The organism is Amycolatopsis sp. NPDC049159 (assembly GCF_040648295.1).
GTDB classification, from domain to species: Bacteria; Actinomycetota; Actinomycetes; order Mycobacteriales; family Pseudonocardiaceae; genus Amycolatopsis; species Amycolatopsis pretoriensis_A.
Genome location: NZ_JBEZDL010000018.1, coordinates 230,200 through 249,354, shown reverse-complemented (window position 1 = coordinate 249,354; position 19,155 = coordinate 230,200). Strand labels below are relative to the sequence as shown.

Below are 19,155 nucleotides of genomic sequence, written 5' to 3'. Positions count from 1 at the left end.
CGGACCGGCAGCAGGTCCTCGATCAAGGTCCATTGATCGTCGGAAAGCAATTGAAACCGCGACACGCCCGCCAGCATTCCAGCGACCCGCCGAAAATTTTGTCAGACACGCCCTAGGCGTCTTCCTTCTTGAAGACGCCGCAGCCGCCGGCGCCGCACGCGCAGCCGCTGCACCCGGCGGGCGCCGCCGGGGCCGGCGGGGGCACGGTCAGCGCGGCCCGGTTGCCGAGCACGCCTCCGCCCATCACCAGCAGGAGCATCGCGAGCACGCCCGCGAGCGCGGCCGAGATCAGGCCGCCCGTCGTCGGCATCGCCAGCCCGGCCAGCCCGGTGAGCACCGCGATCGCGCCCCCGGCCATGGTCGGCAGGCCCGCGACGCGGTTGGCCAGCTTGAACGCCTCTTCGCTGCGCAGCGCCGCCTGCGTGCGCACCCCGGTGCCGCCTTCGCGCGTCAAGCGCTCGCGGAATCCGAGGAACCCACCAAAACCGACGAGCAGACCCAGCACGACCGGAACCAGCGCGATAGCGAACACGGGTCAAGGATAAGCGTGACGTCCCGGCAACCTGCCGGATACCCTGATCGACTGTGCTACAGGCCATGTCACCGCGTGTACTGCCCACCGTCCTGACCGCTGCCCTGATCGGGGGAATCCTCGCCGCCGCGCCGGCGAGCGCCACCGAGAGTCACCAGCGACCCGTCCGGTTGCTCGGCGAGCAGATCGTCCCCAACGCCTTGGCGTTCCAGGGCACGACGGTCGGCGGCCTGTCCAGCATCGACTACGACCCGCGGACCGGCGGCTACGCGCTGATCTGCGACGACCGGTCGGCGATCAACCCCGCCCGCTTCTACACCGCGACCTTCCCGGTGTCCGCGAACGGCGTCGGCCCGGTCACCTTCACCGGCACGAAGCCGCTGCTGCGCCCCGACGGCACGCCGTACCCGCCGCTCGCGCAGAACGACCCCTCGAAGCCGCAGAACGAGCAGACGATCGACCCCGAGGAGCTGCGCGTCGACCCGTGGACCGGCGACTACTACTGGTCGCAGGAGGGCGAGCGCACCGCCACGACGTTGATCGACCCGTCGATCCGCGAGGCGCGCCGCGACGGGAAGTACGTCCGCGACCTGCCGATCCCCGCGAACGAGAAGATGACGCCGACGGCGGGCCCGCGGCAGAACCTGGTGCTCGAGGGCATCACCTTCACCGGCTTCGGCTCGCTGCTGGCCAGCGAGGTCGAGGGCCCGCTCCTGCAGGACGGTCCCGAGCCGACGACGACCACCGGCGCGCTCTCGCGGATCACCCTGCAGTCGCGGTTCGGGCCGGTCCTGGCGCAGTACGCGTACCCGCAGGAGCCGATTTTCGCGTCACCGGTGCCCGCCGGCGCGTTCGCGACCACCGGCGTCTCCTCGATGCTGGCCGTCGACCAGGCCGACCCGACGAAGTTCCTGATGATGGAGCGCTCGTTCGTCACCGGCGTCGGCAACAAGGTGCGCGTCTACGAGATCGACACGAAGGGCGCGACGAACGTCCTGAACGTCAAGTCCCTGGCCGACGCCAAGCACGTCAAGCCGGTCAAGAAGCGGTTCCTGTTCGACGCCGCCGACCTCGGCTTGTCCACTGTGGACAACCTGGAGGGCATGACCTGGGGCCCGAAGCTGCCCGGCGGCGAGCGCAGCTTGATCATCGTCAGCGACAACAACTTCTCGGCCACGCAGGTCACCCAGTTCGCCGCACTGGCGGTCCCCGCGGAACGGCTTTGACCAGCAAGTTACGATGAACGCATGAACACGGCTCGGCTGCTCCTTAGCCTGCCGCGCTGACCGGGCCCGGCCCGGCCGGCGCGGCGACCCCTCATGCCCTGGTGGCTGAGGGGTCGAGTTGTTTCTGGAGTAGCTCCCACGGAGGAAGACGGCGATGACCGAGACAACAGGGACCGACGTCCCGGCGCACCGGTACACGGCCGCGCTGGCGGGTCAGATCGAGCAGCGCTGGCAGGACCACTGGGCCGACCAGGGCACCTTCCACGCGCCCAACCCCGTCGGGCCGCTCGCCGTCGAGGGGCAGCCGGTGCCCAGCGACAAGCTGTTCGTCCAGGACATGTTCCCGTACCCGTCGGGCTCCGGCCTGCACGTCGGGCACCCGCTGGGCTTCATCAGCACCGACGTCTTCGCCCGGTACCACCGGATGATCGGGCGCAACGTGCTGCACACGATGGGCTTCGACGCGTTCGGCCTGCCGGCCGAGCAGTACGCGGTCCAGACCGGGCAGCACCCGCGCAAGACGACCGAGGAGAACATCCGGACCTACCTGCGCCAGATCCGGCGCCTGGGCCTGGGCCACGACGAACGCCGTCGCATCTCCACGATCGACCCCGAGTACTACCGCTGGACGCAGTGGATCTTCCTGCGCATCTTCAACTCCTGGTACGACACCGAAGCGGGCAAGGCCCGGCCGATCGCCGAGCTGGAAGCCGCGTTCGCCGACGGCTCGCGCCCGGTGCCCGGTGGCGGCGACTGGACGTCGCTGAGCGCGCTGGAGCGCAAGAAGATCATCGACGACCACCGGCTGGTCTACATCTCCGAAGCGCCGGTCAACTGGTGCCCGGGGCTGGGCACGGTGCTGTCGAACGAAGAGGTCACCACCGACGGCCGCAGCGAGCGCGGCAACTTCCCCGTCTTCCGCCGCAACCTGCGGCAGTGGATGATGCGGATCACCGCGTACGCCGACCGCCTGGTCGACGATCTGGACCTGCTGGACTGGCCGGAGAAGGTCAAGTCCATGCAGCGGAACTGGATCGGCCGCTCGCACGGCGCGCGCGTCACGTTCAAGTCCGGCGAAGACGCGATCGAGGTCTTCACGACCCGCCCGGACACGCTGTTCGGCGCGACCTACGTGGTGCTGGCGCCGGAACACCCGCTGGTCGACAAGCTGACGTCGGCTTCGTGGGCCGAGGACGTCGATCCTCGCTGGACCGGCGGCGCGGCGACGCCCGCCGACGCCATCAAGGAGTACCGCGTCGCGGCGTCGCGGAAGTCCGAGCTGGACCGGCAGGAGAACAAGGAGAAGACCGGCGTCTTCACCGGCGCGTACGCGACGAACCCGGTCAACGACAAGCAGATCCCGATCTTCGTCGCCGACTACGTCCTGATGGGCTACGGCACCGGCGCGATCATGGCCGTCCCCGGCCAGGACGTCCGCGACTGGGAGTTCGCCGAGAAGTTCGGCCTGGAGATCATCCGGACCGTGCAGCCGTCGGAAGGCTTCGACGGCAAGGCGTTCACCGGTGACGGCCCGGCGATCAACTCGGGCTTCCTGGACGGCATGGACGTCGCCGAGGCCAAGAAGACGATCATCGACTGGCTGGCCGAAAAGGGTGCCGGCACCGGGACCGTGCAGTACAAGCTGCGCGACTGGCTGTTCTCGCGCCAGCGCTACTGGGGCGAGCCGTTCCCGGTCGTCTACGACGAAGACGGCGAAGTGCACGCCGTCCCCGAGTCGATGCTGCCGATCGAGCTGCCCGAGGTCGCCGACTACTCGCCGGTGACGTTCGACCCCGAGGACCGCGACTCCATGCCGTCGTCGCCGCTGGCGCGCGCGACGGACTGGGTCGAGGTCGAGCTGGACCTGGGCGACGGGCCCAAGACGTACCGCCGCGACATCAACACGATGCCGAACTGGGCGGGTTCGTGCTGGTACCAGCTGCGCTACCTGGACCCGACGAACTCGGAGACGTTCTGCGCGCCCGAAAACGAGCAGTACTGGATGGGGCCGCGCCCCGGCGAGTACGGCGCCGACGACACCGGTGGCGTCGACCTGTACGTCGGCGGCGTCGAGCACGCGGTGCTGCACCTGCTGTACTCGCGGTTCTGGCACAAGGTGCTGTTCGACCTGGGCCACGTGACGTCCAAGGAGCCGTACCGGAAGCTGTTCAACCAGGGCTACATCGAGGCTTACGCGTACACGGATGCACGCGGCGTCTACGTCCCGGCCGAGCAGGTCGAGGAGCGCGACGGGAAGTACTTCTTCAACGACGAAGAGGTCACCCAGGAGTACGGCAAGATGGGCAAGAGCCTGAAGAACGTCGTCACGCCGGACGAGATGGCCGAGAACTACGGCGCCGACACGTTCCGGTTCTACGAGATGGCGATGGGCCCGCTGGCGATGTCGCGCCCGTGGGCGACCAAGGACGTCGTGGGCGCGCACCGGTTCCTGCAGCGGCTGTGGCGCCTGGTCGTCGACGAGACGACCGGCGAGCTGCGGGTGTCCACAGAGGACGCTTCGGAGGCGGACCGCAAGGTGCTGCACAAGACCATCGCGGGCGTCCGCGAGGACTACGCGGAGATGCGGTTCAACACGGCCGGCGCGAAGCTGATCGAGCTGAACAACCACGTCACCAAGGTGTACGGCGCGACCGCGTCGACGCCGCGTGAGCTGGCCGAGCCGCTGGTGCTGATGCTGGCGCCGCTGGCCCCGCACCTGGCGGAGGAGCTGTGGCACCGGCTGGGCCACGTCGATTCGCTGGTGCAGGGCCCGTTCCCGGTGGTGGACGAGAAGTACCTGGTCGAGGACTCGGTCGAGTACCCGATCCAGGTCAACGGCAAGGTCCGCTCGCGGGTCACGGTGCCGGCTTCCGCGTCGCCGGACGAGGTCCAGGCCGCGGCGCTGGCGGACGAGAAGGTGGCGTCGATGGTCGGCGACGGCGCGCCGCGCAAGGTGATCGTGGTGCCGGGGCGGCTGGTCAACATCGTCCTGTAGCGCCACGGCGGAAAGCCGCCGGTGCTCCTCGCCGGTTCTCGATTTGATTGAACGGTCAAGGAAAACCGTTCGAGCGCAGGAGAACCGAGGATGACCCTCGACGGCAAGGTGGCGCTGGTGACGGGCGGCAGCCGAGGCATCGGCGCGGCCACGGCACTGCGGCTCGCCGAGGACGGCGCCGACATCGCGCTGACCTACGTGAACAACGCCGCGCGGGCGGCCGAGGTGGTCGAGCAGATCAAGAACCTCGGCCGTCGCGCGCTGGCGATCCAGGCGGACTCGGCGGACGTTTCCGCGGTTTCGGCCGCCGTTTCGGCTGTGCTGGCGGAATTCGGCCGGCTCGACGTGCTGGTGAACAGCGCGGGCGTCGGGTTCGTGGGCGCGTTCGCCGAAACCTCGTTGGAGGATGTCGACCGCGTGCTGGCGGTGAACGTCCGCGGCGTCTTCGCGGTGACCCAGGCCGCGGCCGGGGTCCTGAGCGACGGCGGCCGCGTGATCACGATCGGCAGCTGCGTCACCGACCGCGTGCCCGGCCCGGGCATGGCGCTGTACGCGACCAGCAAGGCGGCGATGGTCGGCCTGACCAAGGCGTTGGCACGCGAACTCGGCCCGCGCGGCATCACGGTCAACCTGGTCCACCCCGGCCCGACGGACACGGAAATGAACCCGGCCGACGGCCCGTACGCGGCCGACCAGCGGGCGTTGACGGCGTTCGACCGCTACGGCACACCGTCCGAGGTGGCGGCCGCCGTCGCGCACCTGGCTTCTCCCGATGCCGGGTACGTGACGGCGTCGGTGCTGTCGGTGGACGGCGGCCACGCGGCCTAACCGGAGTAGAGCCCGATCTCCCGGGCGAGGTCGATGAGCATCGCCTCGAACAGGACGTCCGGCTTGGACATCGGGATCGGGTAGTTGCCGAAGACCTCGAGCGTGACGTGCCCGTAAAGCCGGGCCCAGAACTGGATCATCAGGTACGTCACGCCGAGGTCGATCTTCTCCACCGGCACGGCCCGATCGGACTCGGCGAGCACGGCGACCAGCGACTCCTGGAACGTCTTCAGGTCGTCCCGCAGCTCGTCGGGCACCCCGCTGGCGGACGGCAGCACGATGTCGTGCCGCGCGAGCACCCGCCCCGCGGCGGCGAGGAAGATGCGCCCGAAGGGCTCGTCGACCCGGCTCAGCGCACTCCCGGCCGTCGACCCCACCCCGCCGGTCGGCGAGGCGAAGACGAGGGTGAATTCCTTCGTGTGGGTGAGCGCCCACCGCCGGAACCCCTTGCAGATGGCGAACAGCTGCAGCATCCCGTCGTCCGGCAGCTCGGCGATCTCCTCGGCGAGCTCGTCCGCCAGATCGGCGCAGACGTCCAGCCGCAGGTTCCCGACGAGATCATCCCGCGACTCGTAGTACCGGTAGAGCGCAGGCGCGGTGATCCCCAGCTCCCGCGCGATGGCGCGCAGGGTGACCGCCTCCGGCCCCTGCTCGACGAGCAGCCTCCGGGCAGTCCGCCGGATGTCCTGTTCGGTAGCCGCACGCGCGCGACCCCTGCGGGTGGGGTGGCTCATCCGAACAGTCTAGGTGCTTACTACGACAAGTCTTGCATTAACGCGATGTCCGTCGTAACGAAAAGATGCAGCTCAGGCGCGCGCCTTGACGTTGGTGAGCACGGTGTCGGCCACTCCGCGCCCGAGCTGGCAGGCGTCCTTGCCGGCTTGGACCGCCGAGTCCCCGATGCTCAGCGAGACCGAGTAGGCCAGGTCGTCCGCGATACCGACGACAACCACACATGCCCGGTTGTCCGTCGTTCCCTCGTCCACGTAGCCGATCGCCGGGTAACCCTGGATCGGCTCCAGGTCGTCCACCCAGCGTTTCGCCTTGGGTTTCACGTTCTTGTAGGGGAGGCTCAGTCCCTGCCCGGACTTGGTGTCGTAGCCGACCAGGATCCCGGCGGACGACCCCGAGGCGCTGGCCCAGTCGCAGGTGGGGCCCAACTCGGTGTCGCTCGCCTTCGGGGCTTTCGTTTGCCCGAGGTAGCCCGTGAGTTGCTCTGCCGTCAGAGCCGAATCGCAGGGACTGCCGGCCAGTGCAGCCGCTGGGAGGGGCTTGTCGACTTTTGGCGCGCCGCTGTTCGGCAAGTCCGCGTTGCTGGTCGAGTCGGTGGTGATCGTCGCAGGGCTCGCCGTGCCGTTCGTCGGGCTCTTTCCGGTGCACGACGTCAACAAAGTCGCGCCTATGACTACGGCAGTGGCGGCCAGGAGAACTTGACGGCTCATTCGAGCGACCCCTTGATCGTCTTGGTCGAGTCTGCTGCTTGCTGATCCGCGGCTGTGGTGATTCCGAGTGCCTGCTGCAATCTGTTGATCAATTCGGTGAGGTAGTTGAACTGGTAATGCAGATGACCCTCGTAGTACGAACCCGCTTCGTTGATCCCGTTCGGCCCGTTCACCGCCGCCTGGCTGACCGGCTCTTCCGCCGGGGGGCTCGCCATCATCAAGTACCGCGCCGCCCGCAACTGCTCGGCGAGGGCGTCCCGTTGGGTCTTTGCCTTTTCGAGCATCGCCCGCATATCCGACGAGCTCATCGCGAACCCCTGCCCGCCGGCCGGCGGCGGTCCCGAACTCGGCATGTCCGTCGCCCAGAAGCCGATCCCGCTGAAGATCGAGCCCGTCATCGTCCTCCCCCTAACCCGTTCAGGGTCGCGTACAGCACCTCGGTCAGCGCACCCCGGGTCCCCGGCTGGAAGCTGACCATCCGCTCGCGCCCCGGGTACACGTACGTCAGCACGCGCCCGGCCCCGGCCACGTCCACCGCGGTGATCGGCGCGCTGCGCGAACCCCGATTCACGGCGTAGCACTGGTGCAGCCCCGTCCGCGGAGACGCCATCAGCCGGCGCGCCCACGGCAGCGGGTCACGGCCTCGGTCCGAAGTCTGATCCTCGAGGTCGTACGACTCCTCCACCGCCCGGCCCGAGAACCGCGCCTCCGGGATCGACACCGCTTCGATGCGGGCCGGCGCCACCGGCGGCAGCACGTCCACCAGCGACTCCGCGAGCCGCGGCGGTTCTACGACGTCGATCCGGACCGTGTCGTCCTTCCGGATCAGCCGGAGCGCGTCCGGCCCGGAGGCGGACACCAGCACCGCGCCCGACTCGTCCGCTTCGATGTCGCCCAGCCACGCCGTGAACTGGTGGGTGCCCCGCGCCAGGACGCGCAGGACGTCGCGGAATTCCCGCGTCAACGTGCCGCCTGCCGCGAGGCGGAGTGACGTCAACACGTCGAGGACGTCCGCGTCGAGGCGCTTGCGGGTTTCGTCGCCGAGCCAGAGGTTGTCCGCGCCGAGGACCGCCGGGGGTGGGCCGTGGCGCTCCCACTCCCACGCGGTGAGCAGCGCGGCTTTGGGCAGGAAGATCACAGCCCGATCACCGGGGGCACGGTCCGCTCGTCGGACCCGCCGAAGATGCTCTCCGGATCCGCTTCCACCAGGTACGACGCGCGCTGGTGCTCCGCGTCCTCCTCGCCCTTGCCACCCTTGGCGCCCTGGCCCATGCCGCCCATCCCCGGCGAGCCCGGTTTGCCCGCCGCGCCGCCGCGGAGCCCGCCGGCCGCGCCCGGACGGCCTTCGCCCGGCAGGCCGGCTCCGGTGGCCGAACCCGGACCGCGGGCACCCGAGCCCGGGCCGCCGCCCGGCCCGGTGCCGCCGCTCGCGCCGGACGACGAGCCCGGCCCGAACCCGCCGCCACCGGGGCCGAAGCCCGGCCCGAAGCCAGGACCGAACCCGCCGCCGGGACCCGAACCGGGGCCGAACCCGCCCGGCCCGGTCCCCGGCGGCTGGTAGCCCGGCGGGAACTGCGTGGACGGCGGTACGTAACTCTGCGCGCGAACGCTGTCGTCCAGGCCGGACGAGCCCGGTGGCGTGATGTGCCCGGGTGGCGTGACGTGCCCCGGTGGCGTCACCTGCCCCTGAGGCGTCACCTGCCCGGGTGGCGGCGAGACCGGCGGGTGGACCGCCGGCGGCGGCTGGACCTGGGCGCCGATCGACCGATCGTCGTCGCCACCGCCAGACGTCCGCTTGCGTGGCGGCGGCTCGACCGGCTTCTTCGGGTCCTGCACCGTGAAGTCGCCACCGGTGTACTCGCGGAGCTGGCCGTAGTCGATCGTGCGGGCCGCGGTGTTCGAGCTGGACTGCTGCGAATACGCGTTGTACCGCTCGACGTTCTCCTGGGCCTTCCGGTTGTACTGGTTGATCTTGTCTTCGGTGTCGGTGTCCCACGGCGTCGCGACGTCCCAGGCGCTGCGCGTCGGCGGCTGGTCCGTGACGTCCGGGTGCAGCGAGTTCTTCATCTGGTGGAACTGGTCGATCTGCGCCTGGGCCAGCGTCGAGTTGCGGTCCAGGGTCGTGGACGCCGAGGTCGCCGACGCCGTCAACGGCTGGAGCCGCTCCCGCGCCGCGTCCGACGCGCCGCCCGTCCACGCGGATTCGAGACCGGACGTCAGTTCCCGCGTGCCCTGCTCGAGCTGACGCTGGTACGTCGACTGGTCGACACCGGCCTGGTGGACCTTCTGCAGCGACTCCGTGCCGGGTCCACGCATCACAGCCTGGACCAGCTGGCCGGGCGAAAGGCCCGAAGCCTGCGGGTTCGCCGCCCCGGTCCCGGTCTGCGAGCCGACGTACGCGCCCGCGATCGCCCCGGGCACCCCGCCCGCGAGCAGGCCGACGCCCGCGCCGGTCAAGACGTTGCCGAGCCGCTCACCACCCGACTGGACGGCGTGCGCGATTTCCGACCCGACGTGCTTGGCAGCGTCGAGCATGTCACCGAACAACCCCACCGAACCGCGCTCCCCTCGCGTTCGATCTCCCCTCTTGCGTCACGGACAATACCGCACCGGTCACCCACCGTGGGAAGAACCGACCAGGTCAGGGGATCGCACCTGCCACCGCGCGGCACCGTCCTCGGTCCAGAAGAACCCGAAGGTCGCGATCCGGCCGACGAGGTACCAGACCAGCAAGCCACCGGGAACGACGCCACCCCGGCGAGCAGCCCACCCGGCCTCGGCTCGGCACCCAGCCACCGCCGCGCGAGCCGTTGCCGGGCCCGCGCGGACACCGGGTTGACCGCCCGGGCGGGTGGGGAAAACCCGAAGTCCGCAGAATCTGTCGGACCTGTATGCCACACTCGGTCGCCGTACGGTTACTGACGTGAACGGGGAGGTTCGCGTGTCGAATCCTGAGCAACTGCTGGCGAACTTCGACGCCAAGATCGCCGAGGCCAAACAGCGGGGCGACCGCATGCAAGCCGAGATGGCGACGGTCTCGGTGGCCGAGCGCAGCCAGGACGGCCAGATCGCGGTCAAGGTCAACCACCTCGGCAACCTCGTCGGCCTGGAGATCGGGCACGCGGTGCGCGAAAAGGCGAACCTCGCCGACGAAATCCTGCGGACCGTCCAGCGCGCCCAGAGCAAGCTGGCGGGTGCCGTGCAGGCCGGGATGCCGTCGATCGCGGGCACCGAGACCATGACCGAGCTGGTCCAGCAGCTCCACCGCGAATTTCCGGAGCCGGAGCCCCAGGGCTTCGTGGACGGTGGCCACGCGGCGCCCGAGAACGACGGTTCGCGCTTCATCGCCGAGGAAGAGCCACCGGCGCCGCCGAAGCCGAAACCGGCGCCGCCGCGCCGCGCGCCCGAGCCCGGCACCGACGACGACTACTTCAGCGACGGCGACTACCTGCGCTGACCAGGGCAACGAGGGAGGGGAACACCGTGAACGACCCGCAGCCGGACGTCCGGATCAAGCCGGAGCAGTTGCTGTCGCACGCGAAGAAGCTCGAACCGTTCGTCGACCGGTTCGCGAAGACGCTGGACGCGGCGGCCCAGGTCGTCGACCCGATGGCGTTCGGCCTCGTCGGCCAGGCCTGCGGACTGGGTGCGCTGTGCGCCGTCGCGCAGACCCTGGGGAGCGACTCCATCGGGCACGCGAAGAACGTGGCCCAGGAGCAGATCGACCGCGTGCGCACGTGGTCGCAGCACGTCGACTGGCGCGAGCAGGACGTCAAGGCGAGCCTGGAAGGCATCCACCTTGACTGAGAACGCGTTGGTGACGGAAGCCAAGAAGAAGGTCGACGAAGGGTCTTCGGCGCTCGAAGGCGCCGGGATGGCGCAGGACTTCTGGGACGCGGCGACGAAAGCCGCCGACGGCGACTGGACGGAAGGCCTGCTCAACCTGGGCTTCGGTGCGGCCGGCGTGATGGACTTCCTCCGGGACCCGATCGCCGGTCTGGCCGGCATGGGGCTCGGCTGGCTGATCGAGCACGTCGAGTTCCTGCGCGCCCCGCTCGACTGGGTGACCGGCAACCAGGAACAGCTCGACGTCATGCAGGAGACGTGGAGCGGCATCAGCGACGAGATCGACGCCGTCGCCAAAGACCTCCTGGAGACCGTGAAGGCCGACAGCGCGGAGTGGCAGGGGCAAGGTGCGGACGCCTACCGCGCGTTCGCCGCTCAGCTCGGCGACATGTACTCCGGCGTCGCCGGTGGCGCGAAAGCCGTCTCCGTCCTGATCGACGTCTGCAAGAGCATCCTGAACGTCGTGCGCAGCGTGCTGCGGGACCTGCTCACCGAGTGCATCGGCAAGCTGATCAGCATCCTCATGCGGTACCCGGGCCCCGCCGCGCCGGCGGGCCTGGCCGGTGAAGGCACGGCCGAGATCGTCAGCTGCGGCACGCGGATGTCGGAGTGGCTGCAGAAGCTCATGCGGGCCTTCCAGAAGGGCATCAGCCAGTTCAACCACCTCAGCGGGCTCTTCCGGACCGTCGGCCAGAAGCTGCTCGCCGCGCTGCAGGACGCGGCTCGCGCGGCGCCGGGCATCTTCAAGGACGGGCTGAAGGAGCTGCCGAAGGCGCTCGGCGAAGAGGCAGGCAAGGAAGCGGGCAAGAAGACGGCGGGCGCCTACGACGAGGCCGACAAGAACTACCGCGAGAACCACTACAACGAGAAGAAGCCGGCGGCCGCGGAACCCGTCTTTCAGCAGCAGGGCGGGCAGCGCATCTCCGGGTCGATCTAGCGCCGTGGTGTCGACGACTCCCGGCGGCCCGGAAACGGCCGTGGTGCAGGTGCGGCTGCCGATCCACAACCCGCCGGCCGAACTGAAGACGGCCGTCGGGTGCATGGCGTTCCTCGGTCTCGTGCTCGCGGTCGCGGCGGGCCTGCTGGCGTGGGTACGCAGCGGGGATCCGGTCATGCACCTGGTCTCGCCCGCGCTCGGCCTGCTGGCCCTGCTGTGCTTCTGCGGCAAGCCGATCCTCGGGCGCTACCTCCGCCGCCACGGCGCGCTGGTCACCGCGCGGGTCGAATTCGGTCCCGACGGGTTCCGGCAGCCGCTCGAAGACAAGACGACGCTCGTCCTGCCCTGGAACGACGTCCGGCGGTTCGTCTTCCGCGAAGGGCAGCCGAACGAGCGGGTCGCGCTCGCGGTTTCCCTCGTCGACGACGAGGCCATCCGCAACCTGAACCCCAGCTGCCGGCACAAGTCCGAGGACGGCCTCATCTTGTCGTCGGCGCTGGCCAGGGAAGAAGCCGAAAAGGCGCTGGCGGCGATCGAGCGGTACCGCCCCGGCCTCGCGCGGTGGAACTCCAAGAACGTCCGGCGCGGCGGCTTCGGCGTGCCGAACCCGGTGAAGCGGCTGGTCAAACGCTGGAGCTCGGACCAGGCGCGCACGATCATCCGCGCCGAGCAGGCTTCCGCCGGCCGGCTGTTCGTCTTGTGGGCGGCGTGGCTGGCGGTCATCGCCGACTTCGTGGCGCCGGCCTTCTACGACATCCCACCGGGCATCCCGCTGCCGGTCGCGGTGGCGATCTGGGTACTCCTCTACCTGACGCGCTACCGGGGCGACTTCGGCGAATTCGCCCTGACCGCCGGCACGATCACCTGGCGTCCCAAGGAAGGCGACCCGGTCTTGGTACGGCGCGCCGACCTCGCCCGGCTGACGGTCGAACCCTCGGCGAAGAAGGCCACGCGCCACTACGTTTCGGTCCACGCGACCCTCCGCCGAGGCGAGAACCGGCCGCTGGCAGCGAAGGTTTCGCCGGGCGCGGCCAAGAACGTGCTGCGGCTGGTGACGGTGTGAACGAGAGCGTCGTCGTTTCGCGGACGGAGGGCCGCCCTTGGCTCCTCGCCGGAGCCCGGGTTCCAGTGCCGCCACCGGCAGCGCTCCACCGCAAGTCGAAGGAACTCGAGGCACACATCCGTGAGGTGCTGCCGGGCGGAATCGCTTGGCCGGGATGAGTTCGGTGCCGGTCGGCTTCGAGTCCGTTCCCCGCGTCCGGCGCCCGCGGTGGGGAAAGATCGCCGTCCAGACGATGGTCGCCGCGGCGGGATCGGCTTCTACTGGTCCTGCACCGCCGACGTGACGACCGAGAACGGTGCGATCCGGCCGGTGCGGTTCCGCCTGAACGAGTTGACGCCGGACGACATCGGCAAGCCGGTACCGGTGGAGGGGAGCCGGCGTGCCGCCGACAGGCTGGTGGTGTGGTGGGCGATCGCCCCGGGCGTCGTCCTCGTTCTCGGCCTCGGCGCCTGGTCCGTGCTGCACCGGCGCAAGCGATTGCGTCATCGCGTCTCGCCGTGGCAGCCGACCTCCAGGCTTGTGACGCCGACCTGCGTACTGGCTGCCGGAGCCGGACCGGGCGGTGGGCGCGGGCGCCGGAAGATCGCGCCGGCCGAGTGGTCGGCCCAGCGGTACTGGCGGCTCGCCGGCTCGATCATGGTGGCCGGTGCGGTCTGCGCCGTCGCCGGCGCGTTCGCCGGGTCCGCCGACGCGCGGGAGGTCCTCACCACGCTGGGCTTGCCGGGCCTCGCCGCCCCGCTCTTGCTCTGCCCCTTCACGCCTCAGGCCTACCGTTCGAACGAGAACGCCACCGCCGTGATCATTTCGAGCGACGGCATCGGCTGGCGCCGCCGTGGCGAGACGACGTTCGACCTCGATTGGGCCGAAGTGGCCGAGGTCAGGGTGACGACGATCGACCACGACGGCCTCGTCCTGCGGGTGGTCGATCTGTTCCTCGCCGACGGACGGCGCGGCGATAAGCGACGCCGCCGCCCGGCAGGCGATGCTCGCGTACCGGCCGGACCGGTACCGCGAGTTCGCGGCGGGCCTCGAAGGGGCGCCGCCGACGCCGATCACTCGGGGGGCTACGTGATCGGCGCCGGCGACCCGATGCCCTGTCCGGCTCGCGCCGGTCGGGGCAACGTCACCACCACGTCGAGCGTGATGACGCACCTGGAGAGCGGGACCGGTCCGTGAAGTGACGGCCGGGGGACGGACATCCCCCGATCGAGTGACGGGCATCCGCTGCTCGCATGATTGTCGCACTCAGCCCCGGATAAGTTACAAAAACCTTCACTTTCCTCTTGCCCGCCGGTCCTGACCTGGACCGGACCGGGTTTCTGGCACAGTTCGGGGATGAACTCCGACGTGCTCGTTGTGGGATCCGCCAACGCCGACCTCGTCGTCGCGGTGGATCGGCGGCCGGGTGGTGGGGAGACCGTGCTGGGTGGGGACACCGTGCTCTCGCCGGGCGGCAAAGGCGCCAACACGGCGGTCGCGGCCGGCCGGCTCGGAGCGGACGTTGCGCTGCTCGGTGCCGTCGGCGACGACACTTACGGCCGGTTGCTGCTCGATTCGCTGCGCGCCGCCGGCGTCGACACCGGGCTCGTGCGCACCAGCGACCGGCCGACCGGGATCGCCTACATCACCGTCACCCCGGACGGCGAGAACTCGATCCTCGTCTCCCCCGGCGCCAACTCGAGCCTCGAACCCGGTGACGTCGACGCCGTCTTCGACGGGGTGGAGGTCGTGGTCCTCTCGCTCGAGGTGCCGCTGCCGACCGTCGAGCGCGCCGTCGCGCGCGCCGCCGAACACGGCGTCAAGGTGCTGCTGAACCTCTCGCCCGCGGCGAAGCTCTCGTCCGCGACGCTGGCCAAGCTCGACGTCCTGCTGGTCAACGAGCACGAAGCCGCGTGGCTGACCGGGCCGGGTGCCGACTTCACCAAGCTGCTCGGCCTCGGACCGCGGGCCGCCGTCGTCACGCTCGGGGCGGCCGGAGCGGTTGTCGTCGAGGCCGGCGGGGTCACCGAAGTCGCGTCGCCGGCGGTCGAGGCCGTCGACACCACCGGTGCCGGGGACGCCTTCGCGGGCGCACTCGCCGCGTCCCTCGCCGACGGCGCCGACCTGGTCACCGCGGCCCGGCGCGCGGTGCGGGTCGCCGCGTTCAGCGTGACGCGGCCCGGTGCGCAGCCGTCCTACCCGACCGGCGCGGACCTGGCGGAATGATCGCGCCGTCGCGCGTGTTGCCCGTCACATGGGCGACTCTTTCGGTTCGGCCTGGTGGCGCGGCTACGCCGCTCAGCTGAGGGCGATCGCCGAGGCCAGACGGCCCGACCACCTCGCGATCATGCCGCTCGAGGAGACCCTCAAGGCGCTCGGCAAGCAGACCGAGCTCGACGAAGGCGTCTACGACGTGCCGCTGGAGGGCGTCGTCGGCACGGTCGCCCGCGCCGGGGACTTCGACCGCGAGTTCCGGCCGCGCAACCGGGCCCTGCGCGACCGCTGGGAGCACCTGACGCGGACGTCGGCGGACCTGCCGCCGGTGCGGCTCGTGCGGCTGTCCGACATGTTCTTCGTCGAGGACGGCCACCACCGCGTGGCCATCGCCCGCGCCCGCGGCGCCCGGGCCATCCGCGCGCGGGTCCGCTGGATCAGCACGGTCGCCTGCGCGCTGCGCTGCCTGACGCTCGCCGACCTGCCGTCGAAGACCGCCGAGCGGATGTTCCTCGAGCGCGTGCCGCTGCCCGACGACGTCCGCCTCGGGCTGTGGCTCGACGACCCGGCCGACTGGTTCCGGCTCGCCGACTCGGCCGAGGCCTGGGGATTCCGCCGTATGCTGGCCGGACGGCCGGTCCACAGCCGCGGCGAACTGGCCGAAGCCTGGTGGCGCGAGGAGGTCGGGCCGGTGCTCGAACAGGTCAAGCAACGCGGTTTGTGCCCGCCACCACGAGATATCCAGACGTATCTGAGCTATGGTCTAGACCATGTCTGACTCTCTGTCCGGGGTCGCCGTCAGCCCCGGCCGTGCCAGTGGTCCCGTCGTCCGCGTCGCGGAGCCGCTCGGCGAACCCGCCGCCACCCCGGCCCCGGCCGATCCGGCCGCCGAAGCCGCCCGGATCGCCCCCGCCGCCGCGATCGTCGCCGGCCGCCTGGAGAAACAGGCCGAGACCGCGACCGGCGAAGCGGCGACGATCCTGATCACGACCGCCGCGATGGCCGCCGACCCGGCGCTCGCTTCGCAGGCAGAACAGCTGGTCAAGACGCAGAGCCTGCCCGCCGCGCGCGCCGTCTACCAGGCCGCCGAGGGCTTCGCCGAAGCGCTCGCCGCGGCCGGCGGGTACATGGCCGAGCGCGTCCGCGACGTGCGCGACGTGCGTGACCGCCTGATCGCCGAGCTGCTCGGCATCGCGCCCCCCGGCGTGCCCGAGCTGACGTCGCCGACCGTGCTGGTCGCCCGCGACCTCGCCCCGGCCGACACCGCGGGCCTCGACCCGGCGAAGGTCCTCGCCCTGGTCACCGAAGAGGGCGGCCCGACCAGCCACACCGCGATCCTGGCGCGCGCGCTCGGCATCCCGGCCGTCGTCGCGGTGCGCGGGCTGCTGGCGCTGGACGCGCAAGCGCTTGCGGTCGACGGCGACACGGGCGTCGTCGAGGTCGCGGACCCGTCGGCGCCGGTCGTCACGGCGACGGTGGCCCGGCTCGCCGACTGGAACGGTACGGGCGCGACGGCCGACGGCCACCGCGTGAAGGTCTACGGCAACGTCGGCTCCCCGGCCGACGCCCAGGCCGCGGCGGACGCGGGCGCCGAGGGCGTCGGCCTGTTCCGCACCGAGTTCTGTTACCTGGACGCCTCCGACGAGCCGTCGGTCGCCGATCAGCGCGCGGCGTACACGGCGGTGCTCACGCCGTTCCGCGGCAAACCGGTCATCGTCCGCACGCTGGACGCGGGCGCCGACAAGCCGCTGGCCTTCCTCTCCCCGGAGGTGGAGCCCAACCCGGCGCTCGGCGTCCGCGGGCTGCGCGTGGCGTTCGACCGCCCCGAGGTGCTCGACCGCCAGCTCGAAGCGATCGGGGGCGCGGCCGAGGATTCGGGCGCCGAGGTCTCGGTGATGGCCCCGATGGTCGCGACGGTCGAGGAAGCGGCCTGGTTCGCCGACCGCGTCCGCGCGGCGGGCATCCCCCGGGCGGGCGTGATGATCGAGATCCCGGCGGCCGCGCTGAGCGCCCGCGAGATCCTCGAAGCGGTCGACTTCGTCTCGGTCGGCACGAACGACCTGGCCCAGTACACGTTCGCGGCGGACCGCCAGCTCGGGGCGGTCGCGAAGCTCAACGACCCCTGGCAGCCGGCCCTCCTGCGCCTGCTGAAGCTGATCGGCGACGCGGCGAAGGCCACGGGCAAGCCGGCGGGCGTCTGCGGCGAGGCGGCGGCGGACCCGCGCCTGGCCCTGGTCCTGGCCGGGCTGGGCCTGACCAGCTTGTCGATGAACGCGCCGGCGATCCGCACGGTCGGCGCCAGCCTGGCCGCCACGACGCTCGCGGAGTGCGAAGGCTTGGCGAAGGCAGCGCTGGCGACCTCGGACCCGGCGGCGGCACGCGCGGCCGCTCGCCCCTGATCGACGGGGAGCGGGCGGCCGGGGTTGGGCGCCGCCCCCCAACTTTCAGTCTATCGGTCATCACCGACCGTTCCGACCTGTGCGAACCTGGCCGCACGGGGTTGTCCACATTGTTCGAGGGGTGTGGACAACCCCGGCCTCACGAAAAACCTCCCCGGGGTCTGTCGATCCCGGTCCTTCCCGCTCGACGAACTGGTGCAAGCACCCCAGCCGAGTCGGGAGGACCCTCACATGACCGCCACCATCTCCGCTCCGGTTGCCGAAGTCAGGGCCGGGCGCCGGGCGTGGGTCGGGCTGGCCGTGCTGGCTCTGCCAGCTCTGCTCGTTTCGCTCGACGTCTTCGTCCTGGTCCTCGCGCTGCCGAAGCTCGCCGTCAGTCTGCACGCCGATGGGACCGAGCAGCTCTGGATCATGGACACCTACGGCTTCATGGTCGCCGGGTTCATGGTCACCATGGGGACGCTCGGGGACCGGATCGGCCGGCGGAAACTCCTACTCATCGGGGCCGCCGCCTTCGGGGTCGCCTCCGTCGCCGCCGCCTTCTCCACCAGCGCCGCCATGCTCATCGTCGCGCGGGGGGCGCTCGGGATCGCCGGGGCGACGCTCGCTCCCTCCACCCTCTCGCTGATCGGGGCCATGTTCGAGAACCCGCGACAGCGTGCCGAAGCGATCGGGATCTGGGCCGGGTGCTTCACCGTCGGGGCGATCATCGGGCCGGTCGTCGGCGGGTTCATGCTCGAGCACTTCTGGTGGGGTTCGGTCTTCCTGCTCGGCGTCCCCGCGATGGTCCTCCTGCTGGTCATCGGCCCGAAGCTGCTGCCCGAGTACCGCGACGAAACCGCCGGGCGGCTCGACCTGCCCAGTGTCGGGCTCTCGCTCGCCGCCATCCTGCCCGCCGTCTACGGCGTCAAGGAGCTCGCTCGCGACGGCGTCCATCTCACACCCGTGCTCGCGCTGGTGATCGGCGGACTCGTCGGGTACGTCTTCGTGAAGCGGCAGCGGACGCTCGCAGAGCCGCTGATCGACTTCAGCCTCTTCGCCGCGAAGGCGTTCCGGACCGCGCTCGGCGGGATGCTGCTGTTCAGCATGCTCGGCGGGACCACGATGCTGTTCGTCGCGCAGTTCTTCCAGGTCGCGCAGCAGCTCTCGCCGGTCGGGGCCGCCCTCGGGCTGCTGCCGGGGATGGCCGCCTCGACCGTCAGCTTCCTCGCCGCTCCCGTGCTCGTTCGCCGCGTCGAGCCGCGGGTGCTGATCGCCGGTGGGGTCGCGCTCGCCGCGGCCGGGATGGCGATCCTCGCGTTCGTCGAGCCGGCCGGTGGACCCGCGTGGCCCGCACTCGGGTTCGCCGTGACGTCGCTGGGGGTCGGGCCGATGGTCGCGCTGGGGACCGATCTCGTCGTCGGGTCGGTGCCGGTGCGCAAGGCCGGGGCCGCCTCCGCGCTCGCGCAGACCGTCAACGAGTTCGGGTACTCGCTCGGGCTCGCGACCGTCGGGACGCTGGGCAGCGCCGTCGTCCGGGCGTACGGGTTCGCCAGCGGGCTGCACGTCGTCGCCGGGCTCGCCGCCGTCGCGTTCGCCGTGCTCGTGCGGTTCGTCCTGAAGAACCTGCGGACCGCCTGAGCCGAACACGAAGGCCTCCCCGCCCGATGCCTGGGCGGGGAGGCCTCCTTGACGCCGGGGGCAGAGGGACCCCG

Annotated in this window: 18 protein-coding genes; 12 read left to right on the top strand and 6 right to left on the bottom strand. The window is 70.9% G+C overall.

Going from position 1 to position 19,155, the window contains the following annotated elements; all coding sequences use genetic code 11:
- Window positions 1-112: 112 nt before the first annotated feature.
- Window positions 113-532 (bottom strand): SdpI family protein, encoded by a 420-nt coding sequence (locus AB0B33_RS31320; RefSeq protein ID WP_247016343.1) that lies wholly within the window; start codon window positions 530-532, stop codon window positions 113-115.
- A gap of 65 nt (window positions 533-597) precedes the next feature.
- Here AB0B33_RS31320 and AB0B33_RS31315 point away from each other — a divergent pair, with 65 nt between their 5' ends.
- From AB0B33_RS31315 to AB0B33_RS31305, 3 genes are all read left to right on the top strand, one after another.
- A complete protein-coding gene (locus AB0B33_RS31315) occupies window positions 598-1,758 on the top strand; it encodes an esterase-like activity of phytase family protein (protein ID WP_360778110.1) in 1,161 nt (386 codons plus the stop codon).
- A gap of 154 nt (window positions 1,759-1,912) precedes the next feature.
- Window positions 1,913-4,753 (top strand): leucine--tRNA ligase, encoded by a 2,841-nt coding sequence (leuS, locus tag AB0B33_RS31310; RefSeq protein WP_360778108.1) that lies wholly within the window; start codon window positions 1,913-1,915, stop codon window positions 4,751-4,753.
- Window positions 4,754-4,843: 90 nt separating this feature from the next.
- A complete protein-coding gene (locus AB0B33_RS31305) occupies window positions 4,844-5,581 on the top strand; it encodes an SDR family oxidoreductase (protein ID WP_360778106.1) in 738 nt (245 codons plus the stop codon).
- Here AB0B33_RS31305 and AB0B33_RS31300 read toward each other — a convergent pair.
- The 5 genes from AB0B33_RS31300 to AB0B33_RS31280 all read right to left on the bottom strand — a co-directional run bounded on the left by AB0B33_RS31300 (window position 5,578) and on the right by AB0B33_RS31280 (window position 9,576).
- The gene (locus tag AB0B33_RS31300; protein ID WP_247016351.1) at window positions 5,578-6,315 is read right to left on the bottom strand and encodes a WHG domain-containing protein; all 738 of its coding nucleotides are present in this window, start codon (window positions 6,313-6,315) and stop codon (window positions 5,578-5,580) included. The two genes, AB0B33_RS31305 and AB0B33_RS31300, sit on opposite strands and share 4 nt — an antisense overlap.
- A gap of 72 nt (window positions 6,316-6,387) precedes the next feature.
- Entirely contained in the window at window positions 6,388-7,023 is a 636-nt protein-coding gene (locus AB0B33_RS31295; protein ID WP_360778103.1) for a DUF3558 domain-containing protein, read from the bottom strand.
- Window positions 7,020-7,421, bottom strand: coding sequence for a hypothetical protein (locus AB0B33_RS31290; protein WP_360778101.1), 402 nt, complete (start codon window positions 7,419-7,421; stop codon window positions 7,020-7,022). The genes AB0B33_RS31295 and AB0B33_RS31290 overlap by 4 nt, the downstream gene beginning before the upstream one ends.
- Window positions 7,418-8,161 (bottom strand): ESX secretion-associated protein EspG, encoded by a 744-nt coding sequence (locus tag AB0B33_RS31285; protein WP_360778099.1) that lies wholly within the window; start codon window positions 8,159-8,161, stop codon window positions 7,418-7,420. The genes AB0B33_RS31290 and AB0B33_RS31285 overlap by 4 nt, the downstream gene beginning before the upstream one ends.
- Window positions 8,158-9,576, bottom strand: coding sequence for a hypothetical protein (locus tag AB0B33_RS31280; RefSeq protein WP_360778097.1), 1,419 nt, complete (start codon window positions 9,574-9,576; stop codon window positions 8,158-8,160). Before AB0B33_RS31280 ends, AB0B33_RS31285 begins: the two co-directional genes overlap by 4 nt.
- A gap of 388 nt (window positions 9,577-9,964) precedes the next feature.
- On the opposite strand from AB0B33_RS31280, the gene AB0B33_RS31275 reads away from it, so the two are divergent.
- From AB0B33_RS31275 to AB0B33_RS31235, 9 genes are all read left to right on the top strand, one after another.
- On the top strand, window positions 9,965-10,480 hold the full coding sequence (locus AB0B33_RS31275) for a YbaB/EbfC family nucleoid-associated protein (RefSeq protein ID WP_360778095.1): 516 nt from the start codon (window positions 9,965-9,967) through the stop codon (window positions 10,478-10,480).
- A gap of 26 nt (window positions 10,481-10,506) precedes the next feature.
- Window positions 10,507-10,830, top strand: coding sequence for a hypothetical protein (locus AB0B33_RS31270; protein WP_360778093.1), 324 nt, complete (start codon window positions 10,507-10,509; stop codon window positions 10,828-10,830).
- 10 nt (window positions 10,831-10,840) lie between these two features.
- Window positions 10,841-11,806 (top strand): hypothetical protein, encoded by a 966-nt coding sequence (locus tag AB0B33_RS31265; protein ID WP_360778091.1) that lies wholly within the window; start codon window positions 10,841-10,843, stop codon window positions 11,804-11,806.
- A gap of 7 nt (window positions 11,807-11,813) precedes the next feature.
- On the top strand, window positions 11,814-12,869 hold the full coding sequence (locus AB0B33_RS31260) for a hypothetical protein (RefSeq protein ID WP_360778089.1): 1,056 nt from the start codon (window positions 11,814-11,816) through the stop codon (window positions 12,867-12,869).
- Window positions 12,870-12,989: 120 nt separating this feature from the next.
- On the top strand, window positions 12,990-14,045 hold the full coding sequence (locus AB0B33_RS31255) for a DUF6346 domain-containing protein (protein ID WP_360778087.1): 1,056 nt from the start codon (window positions 12,990-12,992) through the stop codon (window positions 14,043-14,045).
- 159 nt (window positions 14,046-14,204) lie between these two features.
- A complete protein-coding gene (locus AB0B33_RS31250; protein WP_360778085.1) occupies window positions 14,205-15,074 on the top strand; it encodes a ribokinase in 870 nt (289 codons plus the stop codon).
- A 28-nt stretch (window positions 15,075-15,102) separates the two neighbouring features.
- Window positions 15,103-15,840, top strand: coding sequence for a hypothetical protein (locus tag AB0B33_RS31245; protein WP_360778083.1), 738 nt, complete (start codon window positions 15,103-15,105; stop codon window positions 15,838-15,840).
- Window positions 15,833-17,461: a phosphoenolpyruvate--protein phosphotransferase gene (gene ptsP / locus AB0B33_RS31240; protein ID WP_360778081.1), complete on the top strand. Its 1,629-nt coding sequence runs from the start codon at window positions 15,833-15,835 to the stop codon at window positions 17,459-17,461. The genes AB0B33_RS31245 and ptsP overlap by 8 nt, the downstream gene beginning before the upstream one ends.
- Window positions 17,462-17,692: 231 nt before the next feature.
- Window positions 17,693-19,081, top strand: a complete 1,389-nt coding sequence (locus AB0B33_RS31235; RefSeq protein WP_360778078.1) for an MFS transporter — start codon at window positions 17,693-17,695, stop codon at window positions 19,079-19,081.
- The last annotated feature ends 74 nt before the right edge of the window (window positions 19,082-19,155 follow it).

Bases quoted from the DNA above. Each gene is read 5' to 3' on its own strand.
- AB0B33_RS31315 (WP_360778110.1), top strand. From the start codon at position 598: ATGTCACCGCGTGTACTGCCCACCGTCCTGACCGCTGCCCTGATCGGG.
- leuS (WP_360778108.1), top strand. From the start codon at position 1,913: ATGACCGAGACAACAGGGACCGACGTCCCGGCGCACCGGTACACGGCC.
- AB0B33_RS31305 (WP_360778106.1), top strand. From the start codon at position 4,844: ATGACCCTCGACGGCAAGGTGGCGCTGGTGACGGGCGGCAGCCGAGGC.
- AB0B33_RS31300 (WP_247016351.1), bottom strand. From the start codon at position 6,315: ATGAGCCACCCCACCCGCAGGGGTCGCGCGCGTGCGGCTACCGAACAG.
- AB0B33_RS31295 (WP_360778103.1), bottom strand. From the start codon at position 7,023: ATGAGCCGTCAAGTTCTCCTGGCCGCCACTGCCGTAGTCATAGGCGCG.
- AB0B33_RS31290 (WP_360778101.1), bottom strand. From the start codon at position 7,421: ATGACGGGCTCGATCTTCAGCGGGATCGGCTTCTGGGCGACGGACATG.
- AB0B33_RS31250 (WP_360778085.1), top strand. From the start codon at position 14,205: ATGAACTCCGACGTGCTCGTTGTGGGATCCGCCAACGCCGACCTCGTC.
- AB0B33_RS31245 (WP_360778083.1), top strand. From the start codon at position 15,103: ATGGGCGACTCTTTCGGTTCGGCCTGGTGGCGCGGCTACGCCGCTCAG.
- ptsP (WP_360778081.1), top strand. From the start codon at position 15,833: ATGTCTGACTCTCTGTCCGGGGTCGCCGTCAGCCCCGGCCGTGCCAGT.
- AB0B33_RS31235 (WP_360778078.1), top strand. From the start codon at position 17,693: ATGACCGCCACCATCTCCGCTCCGGTTGCCGAAGTCAGGGCCGGGCGC.